This is a genomic window from Psychromonas sp. CNPT3, assembly GCF_000153405.2.
In the GTDB taxonomy this organism is placed as follows: Bacteria; Pseudomonadota; Gammaproteobacteria; order Enterobacterales; family Psychromonadaceae; genus Psychromonas.
The window spans coordinates 1,280,521-1,298,252 of sequence record NC_020802.1 but is presented as its reverse complement, the minus strand read 5'-3'; the positions used below and the strand labels follow the sequence as shown (position 1 = coordinate 1,298,252).

12 protein-coding genes and 1 pseudogene are annotated in these 17,732 nt (G+C 33.9%); 2 read left to right on the top strand and 11 right to left on the bottom strand.

Annotated elements, in window-relative coordinates; all coding sequences use genetic code 11:
- Positions 1-43 precede the first annotated feature (43 nt).
- The gene (locus PCNPT3_RS05720) at positions 44-946 is read right to left on the bottom strand and encodes a LysR family transcriptional regulator (RefSeq protein WP_015464924.1); all 903 of its coding nucleotides are present in this window, start codon (positions 944-946) and stop codon (positions 44-46) included.
- A gap of 124 nt (positions 947-1,070) precedes the next feature.
- Here PCNPT3_RS05720 and PCNPT3_RS05715 point away from each other — a divergent pair, with 124 nt between their 5' ends.
- Entirely contained in the window at positions 1,071-1,514 is a 444-nt protein-coding gene (locus PCNPT3_RS05715) for a carboxymuconolactone decarboxylase family protein (protein ID WP_015464923.1), read from the top strand.
- An 83-nt stretch (positions 1,515-1,597) separates the two neighbouring features.
- Positions 1,598-1,915 (top strand): annotated as a pseudogene (locus PCNPT3_RS05710) (NAD(P)H-dependent oxidoreductase); the annotation flags it as partial.
- A 451-nt stretch (positions 1,916-2,366) separates the two neighbouring features.
- Here PCNPT3_RS05710 and PCNPT3_RS05705 read toward each other — a convergent pair.
- From PCNPT3_RS05705 to PCNPT3_RS05665, 10 genes are all read right to left on the bottom strand, one after another.
- Positions 2,367-2,918 (bottom strand): hypothetical protein, encoded by a 552-nt coding sequence (locus PCNPT3_RS05705; RefSeq protein WP_015464921.1) that lies wholly within the window; start codon positions 2,916-2,918, stop codon positions 2,367-2,369.
- 77 nt (positions 2,919-2,995) lie between these two features.
- Positions 2,996-3,751, bottom strand: a complete 756-nt coding sequence (gene map / locus PCNPT3_RS05700; RefSeq protein WP_015464920.1) for a type I methionyl aminopeptidase — start codon at positions 3,749-3,751, stop codon at positions 2,996-2,998.
- Positions 3,752-3,785: 34 nt separating this feature from the next.
- The gene (locus tag PCNPT3_RS13820) at positions 3,786-3,950 is read right to left on the bottom strand and encodes a ParD-like family protein (RefSeq protein WP_015464919.1); all 165 of its coding nucleotides are present in this window, start codon (positions 3,948-3,950) and stop codon (positions 3,786-3,788) included.
- 362 nt (positions 3,951-4,312) lie between these two features.
- Positions 4,313-4,936, bottom strand: a complete 624-nt coding sequence (locus PCNPT3_RS05695) for a LysE family translocator (RefSeq protein ID WP_015464918.1) — start codon at positions 4,934-4,936, stop codon at positions 4,313-4,315.
- Positions 4,937-5,132: 196 nt separating this feature from the next.
- A complete protein-coding gene (locus tag PCNPT3_RS05690; RefSeq protein WP_232207374.1) occupies positions 5,133-6,389 on the bottom strand; it encodes a capsular biosynthesis protein in 1,257 nt (418 codons plus the stop codon).
- 37 nt (positions 6,390-6,426) lie between these two features.
- Positions 6,427-8,538, bottom strand: coding sequence for a capsular polysaccharide biosynthesis protein (locus PCNPT3_RS05685; RefSeq protein ID WP_015464916.1), 2,112 nt, complete (start codon positions 8,536-8,538; stop codon positions 6,427-6,429).
- Positions 8,539-8,958: 420 nt separating this feature from the next.
- Positions 8,959-10,053 (bottom strand): glycosyltransferase, encoded by a 1,095-nt coding sequence (locus PCNPT3_RS05680; RefSeq protein ID WP_015464915.1) that lies wholly within the window; start codon positions 10,051-10,053, stop codon positions 8,959-8,961.
- Positions 10,054-10,138: 85 nt separating this feature from the next.
- Entirely contained in the window at positions 10,139-11,479 is a 1,341-nt protein-coding gene (locus tag PCNPT3_RS05675; RefSeq protein WP_198006674.1) for a glycosyltransferase family 4 protein, read from the bottom strand.
- Between the two features lie 154 nt (positions 11,480-11,633).
- On the bottom strand, positions 11,634-13,679 hold the full coding sequence (locus PCNPT3_RS05670; protein ID WP_015464913.1) for a heparinase II/III family protein: 2,046 nt from the start codon (positions 13,677-13,679) through the stop codon (positions 11,634-11,636).
- A 422-nt stretch (positions 13,680-14,101) separates the two neighbouring features.
- Positions 14,102-17,731, bottom strand: coding sequence for a glycosyltransferase (locus PCNPT3_RS05665; RefSeq protein ID WP_015464912.1), 3,630 nt, complete (start codon positions 17,729-17,731; stop codon positions 14,102-14,104).
- Position 17,732 lies beyond the last annotated feature (1 nt).

The window sequence follows — 17,732 nt, the reverse complement described above, 5'->3', positions numbered from 1 at the left end:
ATTTATGCCACTGCCGTCATGACAAGACAACGCAAATTAAACGTCATAGGGTTTTATCGTTTACTTTCTCCATCAAGAAATCGAGAAAAGCACGTAATGCGGGTCTTGGGTACTTACTGCCATGGTACACCGCATAAATCTCTGCACTTGAGCCTTCATATAAAGACGCTTTCCAATCAGCAAGACATACGATCACTTTTCCTGAGGCTATCAATGGCGTCATCATCCAACGAGACATTTGTACAATCCCTCCCCCATAGATAGCAGCTTCAAGTAATGGCGTTCCACCTTTACTGCGTAAATTTCCACGTACTGGAATTTTTAAATGTTGTTTGTTCTTATTAAAATACCAATAAGTCCGTTGCTTGTCATTTGCGAGCAATAGACAATTATGATGGATAAGATCTTTTGGCGTTTTGGGTGTGCCATATTTCTCTAAATAATCGGCAGAAGCGCACAATAGGGTATGATTTGTCAGTAGCATTCTTGCATGTAAACATGAGTCTGCGGGCCTGCCGATACGGATCCCGATATCCACATTCTCGCTATTCAAATCGATCATTTGATTATCTAATTCAATTTCCACTTGTACTTTCGGATAACGTTGTAAAAACTCGGGAAGAATAGGTGAGATACATTGCCGACCAAAACTTTCAAATACGGATATCTTTAAGATCCCTTCTGGCTCCCGATTAATTTTCGACATTGAGGCAACTAAATTATCAGCATCTTGTAAAAGCTTGGTTGCTCCACCTAGAAATTGTTGGCCATCTTCGGTTATTAATAGCTGACGTGTACTGCGTTTAAAAAGAGTAACACCCAGCTCTTTTTCTAAATTATCTATATTACGAGCAATTGATGACGGCACCATGTTTAACACGGCCCCCGCTTTCGTAAAACTACCTGAATCGACAGTTTGTATAAATACACGGATCAAATCTAACATAACGACGCCCCTCTTTCCTTTGCGTAAAACGCAAAACTGATATGCATTAGTTGAGTATTCTAATTTTTATTCGACTTATATACAATCTTTACAACTTCTCCACCCACACAAAAAAGGAAACACCATGCAAGATAGGATCAGAGTCGACCAACTTGAGCCAGCATCATACAAACCAATGATTGCACTAGAGCAATATTTAGCAACAACAGATATTGAGCCCTCTCTTAAAGAGCTTATCAAAGTAAAAGCATCGATCATTAATAAATGTGCTTATTGCATTCAAATGCATACTGAGCAAGCCCGAAGCAATGGCGAAACAGAGCAACGTTTATATGCTTTAACCGCTTGGCAAGAATCACCTTTATTTAGCGAAAAAGAGCGCGCTGTACTGGCGTTAACTGAAGAGGTCACATTGATATCAGAAAAAGGGGTCACTGACGCGACCTACTCTAACGCGCTTAAATATTTAGGCGAAAATGGACTGGCACAATGCATTATGCAGATTGTAACGATCAATGCTTGGAATAGAATTGCTCTCTCTACAAAAATGTATCATCCAACTAACTAAGATCTCTTTATTTTTAGTCTAATTCACTGAGTGGCTATATGAAAAAAATAGCCACAATTGAACATTAAACAGAGGAATTCTCTATGAAAAAGGTATTAGTGCTCCTTGCACACCCGAATATTGAAACATCAACTATAAATAATGCATTATTTAAGGTCGCAACACTCACCAAAAACATAACAAGCGTTGATTTATATAAAGAATATCCAGATTTTAAAATCAATATCAAAAAAGAGCAGCAAAGATTGTTAGCACATGATGTGATTGTTTTTTTGTTTCCGCTTTACTGGTATTCAACACCTGCACTTCTAAAACAATGGCAAGACAGTGTTTTAGAATATGGCTTTGCTTACGGCTCAAAAGGGAATAAATTACACGGAAAATCACTACTTTGCATGATACCAAAGGAATTAATTAAGTTTTCATGTATTGCGCAGGAAAAATTAACACTAGCAAGGCATGAGTTGTAGGAGATAGTTGTTCTCACTTCAAAACTCACAACGCTGGTAGGGATAATTTCAACAAGCAAGACGGAGCACCTTTTTAGTTCCTTTGGTATAAAGTACTGGCAGCCCTGTTTCTTCTTATCAAGAGGATGGCTTCTCGCTTGTAGAATTATTGACTCCCCTTAAACGAATGGCAAAAGACACCGGCTTAACGTTTTTAGATCCCTTGATATTACATGGTGCAAGAGTGGCGGTTAAAGAAAAGAGATCAAGCTCGCACCTAAATGCATTTTCTCAGCGACTGCATACGCTAACCTCTAAGCATGCATAAGGTCAGTTTTGTTAAGGCCCTTGTCATGACGAAACCAAATAGCGCTATGCTCTTTTAATAAATCAATATTGAATATTAATTTATATTTTTTGCGCGTAGCCAATTTAGCTGCTTAATATATGCAAAATGATGATAATTAATTGAATGTGTATTCATAAAGCCATGTAAATAATTTACCTTTATGATTTTAACCTTGGGCTTTAGGGATAAGATCTTTTGTAACTTTAAGACGTCAAAATGAATTTCTTTTTCAGGAAAGATAAGCTCAATATTAAACGCCGGGTTTATCTCTTTATAATGCCTAATTTGAGATCCATAATAACAGATCCCTACATGTATATTGTTCAGTGAGAGTCTTTCAGATAACCTCCAAATCAACGAAGCGCCGACACTAAACCCGACTAATACACTCGGTGACGTCAATGAGGCGGTTATTTTGACTAACTTAGAAAAATACACGTCAAGTCCCACATGCGCCATAAAATAAGAATAAGCCTCGGCTTCACTTTTAAAATCCATATTTACGCCAGCATAGGGATCTAATATATTGCTTGCCCCTAGTGCGTCACTTAACGCAATCAGCGCAGGCGTTTTCCCAAAAATATCAGCCACTAAAATTATATTCATAACAGGGATACCTCTCATATTTTAAATACGTATTAGCGCTTAAAACTTATAGCTAGCATTCTTTTTATCATCAGAGCTTAAATATTTAAGGCCGATCCTAACTCTTCTTGTCGAAGCGTTAATACCTCAAACCCCGATTGCGTCACTAAAATAGTGTGCTCCCACTGCGCCGATAACTTTTTATCACGCGTAATAACAGTCCAACCATCTTTTTTCGTTTTGATTTTATGTTTGCCTTGATTGATCATTGGCTCGATGGTAAAAATCATTCCAGCCTCAAGCACTAAGCCTGTGTTGCGCTTTCCATAATGAAGTACTTGTGGATCTTCATGCATTTCTCTGCCAATACCATGCCCACAATATTCACGCACGACGCTATAACCGGCATCACCAAGTGTAGCATTAGGTTTAACCACCTTAATGCCTGCACACATTGCCTCATAAGTCGTGTTAACTAAACGCAGTGCGGCAGGGCTAGTAGCTTCAAACGTATACATTTTACTTGAATCACTGATAAACCCATCTTTTTCTAAAGTAATATCTATATTTACAATATCTTTAGCTTTTAAACGATGCGTCTCACTAGGGGTCCCATGACAAACCACTTCGTTAATCGAAGAATTAAGTGAAAACTGATAACCATATTGTCCTTTACTCGCCGGACGTGAATTTAATACATTAACAATATAATCTTCCACTTTATTATCAATTTCTAGCGTGGTTCGCCCTACGCATATAAATTCATCTAACATTTTAAATACTTGCGCTAAAAGTTTACCCGCTTCTCTCATAAGGGTGATTTGCGCGTCCGTTTTTATTATCACTTTAGTCATCAATCGCCTCTGCAAGCGTCAATGTTTCTTTTAATCATTGCTTCTTAATAATCTCATGAAAAGTAAGTGTTGGATTTAACTCGGCAAGCATGCCTGTTTTTATCCAAAACTCCGCTTGAGAATTGATAGATCGAGACATGACATTACTCGCTTTTCTAATTTCGTCATGTGATCCATCCGATATTTTTACTATACCCACTATACGCTCCATATATGTTATATATATAAATCGCATTCTTTTGGCGTGAAAATGTCAATTTCATTATTTAATGTTTTTATCGTGTCATTCCTTAATTCTCTTTTTAATTTGTGTTTATGAACGGTGCATTTAAAAAAGATAAAAGAGGAGAGCCCCCTTTAAATATAACTAACTATTTATAAGCTGGCCGTAACATATGAGGAGTGGTTTTAAATATTCTGTCTGGTGAATATTTAAACCTATATATGAAGAGTTATGATCCCAATAAAATATAAATCGGACTAAGTAGGATGTTAAAAGAGGCTCTAATACCTTGTTTCTTGATATAAATTAATAAGGATCAACTTAGATCCCTTCTCATTTTATAGCTTAGCCGTCGCTAATCTTGCACTAAAAGCAATAAAAATCCCGCCTGAAAGAAAATTAAGCCAACGAGCATTATTGGAATTTGTTAAAAACACTTTAAAATGCCGAGCCAGTAATATCACAACTAAAAACCATGCGGATACTACAAGAGCTTGTACGCCACCCAGTAAAATACTTTCTCTGAACACAGCATCTTTACTCACAAATTGAGGGAAAATAGACAGATAAAATAAAATGATTTTCGGATTGAGTATATTGGTTAACAGACCTTTAATAAAATGACTCATTATATTATTAATATTGCCACTTTCTGGTATCTTGAGTGTTTTTAAACTTAAACCCGCCTTGATATTACTCAAGCCTAACCAAACTAGATATACCACCCCTATCCACTTTAACATCATAAATGCCACACTCGATTGAGCGATAAGTATACTCAAGCCAAAAGCTGAAATAAGTGCATGGAAAATAAAACCGAGTGCCACACCACCAACATTAGCCAAAGCCATTGTACGATTTTTTGTTAATGCAGTATAAAGTACCAATAAAGCATTGGGTCCTGGAATAATGGCTATCACAAAGACAATTCCCGCAAACCCTATTAACGATTCAAAAGTCATGATCATTCCTTTGTTCAAATAATATATCAGTATGATTTTACGATAATAAGCATTTATATTTTATTGTATGGCTCTGATAACTTTCGCGTTTTATGTTTTATTTAATGCTCATCGAGTACTAAATAAAACCACCTAAAAGGAATAACATGACTCCCTTTAACTTAACGTAAAATTAGTAAGATCCCCAATCAAATATCTATACCGTCACTTCACTTTCAATCAATAATTCTACATGCTTATACTCGAATACCGTGACGTCTTCTTTTTGGTTTAAGCAATGTGCAAGGAGATTTTCTATTAACCCTTCTGATTGCTTATAAAAATCACCCGATTGTTGGCTATTATGACAAAGATAAGTTCTAAATTTAGAGAATAATATTCTATCCATTGAAAAATCGTCCTGCCAAAAATACGCTAAAGTACGAGGATAAGTGATATCCGTGATGTCATAAATCGCCTTGCCCAGTACAATGGTTGGCAAATTATGTAATAGCGCCGACATACCGACGGTACTATTGACGGTTACGACACCACGCGCATGATGGTATACATCGGGTAAATTAAAATCATGCCCATAGAGCACACGATCGCCGAGATTTAATTCATCCACCAGTTTACTGATTAATTTCCCATAATTTACAAAACCACGGTTTTGAGGGTGATGCTTAATAAGCAACGCTTGCTGGGGTAGCGCATACAGAGAGAATGAACGCAATACTTCTGATATCACCTGCTCAACTGAATTGAAAGGTGAATGCTCTCTCAGTTGAAAGTCTACTTCCACTTGTAGTGGCAAGAGAAAAAATTGTTGATCATATTGTTTAATAAATGCTTTGTAGCGTTTGGGATCTGTTAATTTTGATATTCCATGCTGTACAAAACCTTTTACCCAATACATTGCCTCTTGTATTGTCGTCCAAGGGCGATGATGCAGATAATGAGGGAAAATGTTTTTTGATAGATGCAAAATAATATAATAACAAGTCGCAAACCAGAAACGTCGAGAAAAGGTTGCACCAACGTTTAGTGAACTCTTTATTTCCTGCTCTTTTACACTTTTTAGATTTTTAAAATTGTTAAATAAGGGAGAGTTTGCATTACAACCATTTTTTTCAAACGTAACAAAACCGGCACGTAGATAACCTTCTTCCATCGCCCAAAAATTAACACCCAACTCCCGTGCGACTTTCCTGGCAACGCTATGATAAAAACGGCAATCGCCATAGACCATTACCATGTCAATATGGCGAGCTTTAATAAATTCACTTAAATAAGCATGCCACATTTCACTTGTATCAATATAATCAACTTGTTGATCTGCCCAAGCATAATATTTATCGCCCCCATTAAAATTTATTTTATAAGTACGATGTCCTTGATCTGAGGCATAACGAGCAAACTTTTTAAAAAAAGGACCTAAAGGCCCCTGTAAAAACAAAATATTATGATTCAAAATATAACTCTTAAAAATTGACATAAAAGGATCGTTTTCAAAAACGACTTGCTTCATAAAAATACTTTAATTTACGCATAAAACGTGCGTGCCAAGGGCTATTTAGGCTCTGCCCTTTTTTACTTTTAAGATCGTTGATCTCACGCTGCTTTATTAATAACTCAATGACTCTTTCGGGTGACGTTAATGATCCGGTTGTCCAATCAACATAACGGGGATATAAAACCAAAGTAGAATAAACAAGCTGATCTAACGTTAAATGACTCTTACGCTCAGCAAAGGCTAAGTGATCATCTGTCATCCCCCAACCCGCATAAAAAGGCGAGCCATAAGTGCTGACTTTTTTGCCTCTTAATAACGCCTCAAAACCGGTTAACGACGTTAAAGTACAAACGCGATCACATAAATCAATTACCACGCTAATATCCACATCACTAAGATACATATTCGCAACTGTCATCGCAGTCTTTTGACCTAATGCCCCAGGCCTTACACCGGAATACAAGTCAGGATGCTCCTTAAAAATAATAAAAGCATCCGGGTGATCAATACGCACTTGCTGTAATAAAGATAAATTACTTTTAATTTTTCCTCGGCTATTGGCAATAGATTGATCTTGTTCAAATTGGCCCGGCACCAAAATAATCTCTTGCTGGCTAACAGACAATTTACGTAATGGATCCAAGGTGTTAATCGTATTTTCGTTTAACTCTTTTTGACCCACATTATATTTACTTAATGCGTGTTTAATGACTGATTTTGTTAGTCTCTTAGCACGTAACGTTTGTTCTGACGTTAATGCTATTGTATTAAGAATGTCGATAATGTCAGAGGGCCTATCGGGTACGTAATACATACTTTGCTTGTCGATAACCAAAGAGGATGGTCGGCATAAGTCGGCTCCCAAGCCTATTGAGCGAATAAAACCATCTTCAATAAACCATACCGAGCAAGACTGTTTTAATTTTATTATCCAAGAACTATGGTTGGCTCCCCACACTAAAACAGCTACATTTTTATTTTTTGAGACTAAATTTATTAACTTATCTTTACTCTTAATAAAAATGATTTTCTTTGCCATACGCCCCACAAACTGCTTAATAAAAGCGCGTTTCCAGAGTGAAAAACCAAAGGCATAACAAATATTTACCGCTTTATCTTGATCACCCATTTGCAACGCTAACCAATCCACAATCGTTTCAACGTCACAAAGCTTTTGTCTTTGAGGATCTAAATAGGTTGGGTATTTTATTAATGAGGCACATATCAATTGATTGAGTGTTAAGCATATATTACGACGTTCACAAATTTGTTTATCCTGTGTTAGCCCCCAACCTGCATAAAAAGGCAACCCATAACAATGCACGGGAATATGATAAAGAAGCCCTTCAAAACCCAATTGTGACGTTACCGTATAAACGCGTTCGACTTTATTAAAAAGTGCTTTTAGGGAACAATCGACGGCGAGTAAGCGCACGCGTGGGTGGGTGCAATCTTGAATATCAAGATAACCTTTTTTCTTACCCTTAATGACATCGGGATGTGTTTTGACAATGATAAGCTGTTTAGGGTGATCCCTTAACGCATCTTTTATCATATTTTTAAATGTTTGTGAGGTGCCTAAACCATATTCAACCGACATATCTCCCGCGGTTTGATCCACCACTAATATCGCACTGTGTGCATCTTGATCGATCAGCCAAGCGGGTAAGTTTTCACGCTGATGGTTATATTTAGAGATACCAAAGCGGATGATTTTAGAGCGTAATTTTTCAGCTCGCATTTCAAGTTCAGGGGAGATCCAATGAGTAACGGATAGGCATAATGATTCGAGATCATTTGTTTTCGTGGCATCGTAATAAATGCCCGTCTTATCTTGAATCAATGACAATCGTTTGCAGTTGTCATTGGGGTGACCCAAATAACCGATGAAGCCATCTTCAAGATGAATATATTGGGCCTTTAATTTCTGAGCAAGCAGTTTTGCTTTATGGGTATTAGTTTTATTACCCCAGCCCACAATACTATCGGTCGGATATATTTTGTGAATGCGATTAATTTTTTTTATCGGGGACTCTAAAAAAAGTGCGAGAGAAGCCCCCTTTTCAATACCCTTCGAATACGTCCATATATTATTTTTATTCTGCATTTAAAATCCATTTAAGGTGCATATTAATTTAGTATATAAAAAGGTGTCAATAACACGCCTTATAATAATTTCTCTTTTAAATCACATATATAACTAAAAACAACCTACTAAATGTAACATATTTACTATAAAATAAATCAACTACTCATCAAAATAATGAGCGATATCAATGATTCCTTCATTTCATTTCCTAACAATCAAAAATATCCCTACAAAACCTTTTACATCCCTTTTTATTCAAGACTTTCTTCCTAAAAAATCGGATCTAAAATAGAGTTAATAGAGAGTAAAAATAATTTTAAGGATCTATTCATAACGATTTCTATAGAGTAGTAATAAATCACTTATCCTTCACATTTGACTATTAGTCATCAAAAAAATAATTTTTTTAAAGGATCCTCGCATTTATCATGCTGTTTTTTATAGCTTAAACATATCAATAAAAAATAATCTCGGATTTAAGTATAGTTTCCGAAACTTCCGTTTCATCGATGATCTTTTCTTTACTCCATCCGCCCAGTTAAATAACCCTGGAAACTGTCCGACAGGATAATCATATTTCTCTTGAACTGAACTTAACCAGTCGCGATAATTTTTTTTGAAATTAGATAATAAAAGAGGATCTACTAAACAATTTTTTTGTAGTAATTTTACACTCTTATTATTCACAATAGGGAAATGAGTAGAACAATCGTTTAATTTATCAACTAATAATAAATCATTACTCTCACGTTTTTTATGATAGGCATTGGTCAATGGCCTTGGATGCCAACAGTGAACAAAAAAACGACCAGCAAATAAATGCGCTAATGCGTATAAACTAAAATAACGCCTGAACCCTTGATAGCAACCAGGAAACTGAGATTTGATATTATCAGAATAATCATTCGGTAATGGAGCGATGGGGTAATGTAAAGCCAATTGATGTATTAATGTTAAATCTTCTCCTCCATGCCCAATAAAATCAACATCAAAACCTCCTAGCGCGATGAACCACTCTCTATTTACTAATAAACAGCTACTTGCAAGAGCAATATTTTCAACCAGATCAATTTCTCCGCTTAAATAAGATTTTAAATACTTTTCGAAATATACATTTGATTTCTTAGTTTCTTTTTCTGTCAAATAAAAACAAGGAAACATTTCAAAAGCTTGCTTTCCTATACTGGATAAGTACCTACTACGTTCAAGTAAATAACTTAATAAACAAGGTTGGCAAAGTAAATCTGCATCTATAAAAAAAAGATACTCACCTGATGCTTTTGCCACTGCCCGGTTTCTAGCCTGCCCTGGAGAGTATATATGGCTTGTGTTATTTTGACTTACAACAATATTTAATTGATTATAAATAATAGCTAAATCAACTAATTTATTATCAATTTCACCTTGAAAATCTATTACCACTTCACAGCATGGCACCTTAACTAACATTTTAACTAACTTTATTAATCGATCATCATTAGTTAAAAAGTGACGGTTACTATAAGGAATAATGAAAGAAATGTTAAAATTCATTTCTAGAATTTCCAACTAAAATCATGTGACATTTCGACTCAGTCATTAAACTTATCTCCTTTACAAAAAAGATCACAACATGGCATTAAACGTTTTTTCCTAATGATTGATACATAGCTTGATAACGTTCTGCATTTTTTGACCAAGTACGATGCTTTGATACCCATACTCTTCCATTTTTACCTAACTGAATGAGTTGATCTCGATGATTGAACGCAAAGATGATAGTTTCAGTTAAAGAATTGATATGACTCGGTTGACAAATAAGGCCCGTTTGATTGTGACGTACCATTTCCTTTAAAGGAGCTAAATCAGACACTATCACAGGAATTTCCATCGCCATTGCTTCTAACACTTTCATTGGAGGCACATAACGACACACCACATCATCAGTACGTGGATAAGCACATAAATCAAAGCTACTATACCAACGTTTCACATGCTCATGCTCAATAGAGCCTACCAGATGAATGTAGATGTGACCCTGTGCTAATAATTGTAAATCTATTTCAATAGGTCCAGAACCCGCCACCACCAAACTAACAGGGAAGCCTTGTTGATTCAGCTGGATCACAGTCGTTATAAGATCAGCTAAACCTTCATACAGTGTTAATGAACCAATAAAGCCAATAACAAAACGATTGAATCCCCAACGAGATCTTAATATTTGGTCAACCATTTGAGGCTTAAATTGTTCTACATCGACTCCATTAGGGATAACATGGATTTTATCTACATTGATACCCCAACTTACAATTAAATCTTTCATTGCGCCCGATAACGTCACAACGCGATCTGATTGTTCCAAAGCCAAAATTTCCATTTTTGATTCATATTCAAACTGATCCGTTTTCGCATATGTAGGGTTTTTAGCCAACCCCGTTATATGCCAAAAACCTCGAGCTTCATAGATGGAATAGACACCAGCTCTTCGAGCCCCATCAATTGCAGCTAAACCATTTAAGAAATTAGAGTGCCCATGAATGACACTACAGTTTTTCTGCTTTGCAATCACAGCTAATTGAGCGCCATAATTTTTAATATATTTCGAATCACTCATCTGTGTATATGAGGGGAATTCACTACTTAAACGATAAAAACAATGATCTTCAATAAATTCAAAATTGAAATTTTTATTGTCCGGATCCAGCTTAGAATCAAAAAAATAACCAGGCCTTGTAGCACAAATGGCCTCTATATTGTTCAATTTCATTGCTCTCAAATTACCAGAAGTTCTTTGCCAATAGCCTGCAACATCATAAGGAGCAGAGTTATGCAACGCCATTAATACTCGACAATTAAATACTTGATCTCGTTTATTTTTTCGATATTCCGGTAAGCTAAATAAATCATCTAAAACAGAACACTTAAATTCCAACATCTCAAGGAAGGCTAATTCCTCTCTTTCTGTCGGGGACCATCGCATTAATAACCTTAGAGGTTGACGAATGCAGTGCCTTTTTACCCTCTTTTTGGCTAATCGACAATAAAAATTTGGACCGAAAGAGCCCCTTAAATCCTTTAGTAAAAAATATGAAAAAGAAAACCACTTTCTTAGTTTTTTCATGTACTTATTCTCTTTAGTCAAAACTAATGCGATATTCTGAACTTCCACTCTCAATGTGAAAACTAATGCAATATGATTCCTCTAATTCTCCATATTTTTTTGAAGTAAAGCTTGGATATTCTTTATCTTTACCTTTCGTAACTCTTACTTCAAAAAGCCCTTTAGCGGTACAATCAATAAACATAGATTTACCCAAAGAAGATTTAATAACAATTCGATTTTTATCTGAGTTATCAATCACTTTATCCTTTGGGAAATGAAATAAAGTTACATAAGAACTATCACTTACCTCACCTGAACTCACACTATCGATAATATTAATCTCATTATTAGCAGTCACTTCAACAACCCGTTTCACTATAAATCCGTCAAACATACTCGTGGTAGCATTTACACAAAACGCCTGATCATTGACATTATGACGCTCAAATTTACAATTAACTCCAATTTGTTTAATCTTTCGTAACGTTTTTGAACCTTTGGGTATCGGTATGTTATGAGCAAAAGGGCCTCGCATATAGTCACGAATTTCGTCCTGATGATCATGCTTGTACAAACCTGAATCAATAAACCAATCTTCACCATAAGCATGTAACAAAATATTGAGATCATCATCTTGTCGATGATAATTACTCAAATAACCACACTTTAATATTAAGTGGATTTGAGCGAGATCATTAAAACGCCATGTATTTCTATACACGGCATAACCCGCATTAACTGCAATATAGTTTTTTTGTACGGGTACAACGCCATCTTGACCTTTAGTCATTATATACTTGAGTTGTTCTATATTTTTGGTCTCTGCTTTCAATAAAAGATTATTCAATGATAATTCTTCGCTATCACCCAAAAGTGAAATTTTTCCGTTTGGAGTGTTCATATGAATAAGGTAATCAATACCACTTTCCAATATGCTATTGAGATAATTAAAGAATAAAATATCCGTAAATTGGAATATATTCTTTATTCTAATGATTTCACACAACATATGAGCATGGTAACCAGGGCTATTTTCTACATGAACGCCTTCAACGGTAAAGGCAAACTCAAGTTCATCTTTAATTCGACTCAGCGCTAGTGCTACTAAATTATGTTGTTGCTCCCAAGAAAGAAAAACTAATGCCCCAAAATACAATGACAACGACTGATCAAATCCATGATTAGTATGTTTACTATAAAATTTCTCTTGAGCTAAAAACAGACAATGTTGAACAGATACTTTCTCAATTATCGAACAAATGTTATTCCAACCCATTTTATTAAAATATAACCAAGATTTAATTAAATTATTAAGTCGTATTGCAGACGAATGGTCATGCCAACTAAACTCGGATGGATAAGGTTCGACTTTATTGTTATTAACCCACGACTTTATTAGCTCTTCTAATTTAGATATGTATTTTGTATCTCCTGTTGCAACATGGGCTTCTAGTAAGTATTTTGAAAATTCTAACTGATGGAGACGCCACTGCCAATTGCGATCATTAAAGGGGTTAGCACTCCATATCGAATCTAGGGGTAATGAAGTGATAGGGAAAGATCCAAACTTAAATTCATTGCGTAATATATCTAATGCTCTTGTATGGTTAGAGCTTTTTCCTACTACAAAATAATCATGCTCTAACCATTTTATAGCTTCAGAGTGCGTTTGCTTTGGTGATTCAAATTTAACATCAAATCTCTTAATGACGATATTTTTTGTATCTGTACTCCAGCGTATTATACGAACAGATATATCATGATCAAATTTCTCTGCAATAATCTCCACTTCATTAATAGCATTAAACTTTAAATATTTATAAATACCAATATGTTTAGAGATACTAAATCCATTTTGAAAGGCAAAAGATTTCATATCTAAGCTATGAGATTCAATTGAAATTAAACACGCATTATGCGGTTCTTTATTATTAGACTCGACATGAATGGTTAATTTACATTTGTGATCATAGGGTATTACAAACTTGAATAACTTACCTTCTTTAGTTGTACTTAAAGGTTGGCAACCTCTATACCTAATAACATGTAATTTGTCATTTTTATTATTATTTTCCATACATTTATTAAACCTTTTTTGAATTCAGTAATGAGTAGCTTAACTCCACAGTCATCAACTTAATGACACAAATAAACCTTAAAAGCACCTTTAATTTGTTAATAAATACATCTATAAGAACACGGGGGGGATTATTTTTTAGAGCAGAGAAAATGAAATCTATTATTTTATTCCTTTAATATAAGCATTACAAAGTTGAATATAATAATATACATGCTTTCATGTTTGGAGAATTTATCAGGTTGTATTTTATACATCGTAAGATCTTCATTATAATTGAGAGGAAAAATAACCGCCTCCAAATGTCAGGGATGACTTCCAATTTCTGGAAGTCTAATATATGGCATTTTTTATCTATATTTCTAGCACTTAGAATCACCTTAATAAAACTGCTTTGATTTATTAAAACAAATATGCAGAAATTAACTAATTATTTTTATCTCTTCCAAAATAGTTTTTTCTAGATTTAAGTTCTCCACGACTCTCTCATTAGCAGCGATTGATAGCGTCAAAAATTTATCCGGATTATAATATAGAGTATTTATAGCTTTAGCCATGCCAATATAGTCTTCTGAAGCAACAACCATACCACAAGAGTTATCGACAAACTCAGGTATGGCTGCAACGTTGTTTGTAACAACAACCAACCCAGAAGACATTGCTTCATCTCTTGAAACACCTTGAGAATCCCATCGGGTTGGATTCATAAATATTCCATGCTTTTTCTGAATTTCCGCAATTTCCGCATGTGTCAAAAATTTTTGTTCAATTTTAACATTTTCAAATTTTTCTAACGCTTGAGTATCTTTCTTAAAGCAAGGGCCATCACCAATAATGAGAAACTCTAATTCATTAAAAAATTTTTCCTTAGAAAGCATCTCTATTGCTTGAGTCGTTAAATCATTTCCATACTTTTTTGAAGCAAAAGATCTAACTGAAAAAATTTTCAATCTATCTTTTTTCTCTTTTGGGAAATATCTAAAAATATCTTCATCCACATAATTATGAATAACTGAATACATATTTTTATCAAGTTGTAAGTCTAAATCAACTTCAACTTCTTTACGAAAAGTATTTGAAACAAAGACGAAATGCACATTTTTATGATTCTCTCGAATTAATTTCTTCCAAAAAATTAACCTACTAGCACATAATTTTTTTTTCCTAGCTATTTCTTCCTTAGTTAAATCCTCCAAATCAAATTTTCTACGAGTCCAATCTTGGATTTCAGCACCATGTAACCAAACCGTCACTTTAACTTTGTCAATATGTTTTTCAAGAACATTCCACATTTTCTCATCCATCAAATGCACAAGAACATGATCGTACTGACCTGTATTAAGTGTATCATTTAGCAGAGCAGCATTCCCCGTTGCTATATCTATGTTTTCAAATTCTCTATATGGCAGTTGAGATTGATCATTAATCCGAAATACATCGACTAACAAACCTTCCTTTTTATACGCTCTAACTCTGCTATGTAAGAAACCATATTTATATATATCGTTATAAGATGGATATTGTTTAGTTAAAACTAATTTTTTAGATTTCCCAACAATAGAAAATGGTAATTCGCCATGGCTCCCAAGAATAAGTTTAGATATAGCCACAGTTCCATTTCCAACCAATTTCAATCCAAGTCGAATATATCTGCATTCGACAGGTATTGCTATCGTATGTGTATCTCCAATCGGATTTATACTATGAGATATTTTTTTTCCATCTTTATCTTGAAATTCAAATACTGTATACATATTTTCTAAAGAAGATTTACAAAGTAATGTGAATTGACTATTAATTATCATATTTAGCTCTTCACGGCCAAAAGATTTTTTAGTGTATATATACGTATGATTACTATTACCTAATTTTGTAATAATTCTCATTTTATTATCTATAAAGTTTATTTTTATTTTACTAGATATGGGTTTGGCAAATAAATTAAATAATTTTTCAGCACTAAACGATGGCAAAGATGAATCACTCTTAATCTTTTTTTCTCTCGGCTGAAGCCCATCCGAAATTTTTGCAAGCTTTTCAATAAAAGATACACCTTGATCGACTAATATTAAATCCTCTACTTTATTTAATGACGTTTTATTAGCATTAGCTCCATTCTTACAATAGTTAAATTCATCTATTGCAAGCATTTCAATATCTGAAATCGAGTATTTATTATTTAAAAAATTCTGTAAATATTTTTTATTGAATTGTTTCAATTTAACTAAGGAAGAACGAATATCCAAATTAGTTGTAGCCTTATATTGTCGGCCATCGCCATTCAATATAATAGATTGCTTATACTCGTAAAAACACCCTTTACCAAAAGCTGGATAATCTCCATAAATAGTTGCGGAGACCAAGTCAACCAGATAACTCTTACCATAATAATCTTTTGGCTCTAAAACCCCAAATAAAGCACCTTCTTCTTGGATCATCTGAAGATATTTTAGGCAATCTGAAATTTTCGATTTTATAATAACATGCTCTAGTTGCAAGTCACTTTTGAACGATTGGCATACAATCAATTTTTTATTTGAATACGTTTGCTTTTTAAATGAATTTATAACACTATCAAATTCTTCTTTATTATCTACATTTGCATATAAATATACAAATGGTAATGTTTTTTTAAAGTCAAAGTTATTTATTTTAGAAAGTATAAATGCAAGCCTATCTGCATAAGTATGCTCTGACATAACTTTTCTTAAACCAAGTAACCTTAACTTTTTATAATAACTTCCATCATCACATATTTTTTTTAGCATGATTTCTATTTGATTACTATTGTCCGAGGATAGCACTAAATCACCAAATAATAATCGCATGCCTCTGGAGTAATTACTCACAACTATAGTATTAGAAGCAAGAAGCTCGAATACTCGTCTTGCAAACATTGATTGAGATTGTTTTATCGTATTCATATTGATGCCATAACGATAACCTTTATATGCTTTATCTATTTCTTCAAAAGGTAATTTACCCAAGATCATTGATTGATAGCTATCTGGGAATAAATAATTTTTATGCGAATTATCAAAATTACGATCGTAAATATCTACAGGCTTGAACTTTTTCACCGCACTTATTAAAGATGAAAAGTCTCTCTGCCTTTCCGGATAACGAAGATAATAAGAACCAGCAAAGTTAAATGCATCTTTTCTTTTATATATTTCTATTGGATTATGCTTCATAGGTTGCGCAGCAAAAGGAAGGAAATTAACATTATTATGGTTAACAATTTTTTTGTATCTAGGTACACAATCAATATCTGTCGTAAATACATGATCAACAATTTTTGCTACTGAAGAAAAAGTATCAAAGTGTACTGGATCCTCTTTATTCCAAAATATAGTATGTATTTTATTTTCATGACAGTATTGTACTAATTCAACCAGTTCAGATTCACAATTACTAACTTTTTTTATCCATAAATCATCTTTTCCTTTCCAAGCTGATTCAATAAAAAGTAAGTTAGGTTGAAATTTTTCCAACTCCCCCCGCCAGGTTTTAGGAGTAAGCTGTAGCAAATTACATTCATACTTAAACGAGTTAAAAGTAAATTCATCCATGATGGAGGCTACTTTTAATTCGTTTAAATTTATTGGAAGGACTAGCTTATTTTTTTCGCTTCTTTTAACAACTATTCTTGATAATTGCTTCACAATAATCTTTCTTTTACATTTAAAGTCTTTATATTCTTTGTATAAGTGAAAAGGAAGCTTTAAAAATACGATAAAAGATTCCGTAGAATTAACTAACCTATTACCCCAGCGAAATGAAAGTGTATTTTTTATACTTCCTACTGTTTCTTTCATCCTTTCCAACTCTGACTGTAAACTCTTATTTCTACTATCCATCCCCATAAAATTTGTTTTATATTTATCAAGATCTTTATATAAATTTTCATTTTTTTTAATCAATTTTGCATTGTGTATTAATTGATTTTTATAAAGAGCTTCCATACCAATAAAGCTAATCAATCTTTTTTCAGAAACAGTTATTGCTTCAATATAATCATTTTTTAATTTATCTAAGTTATTATTATCCATA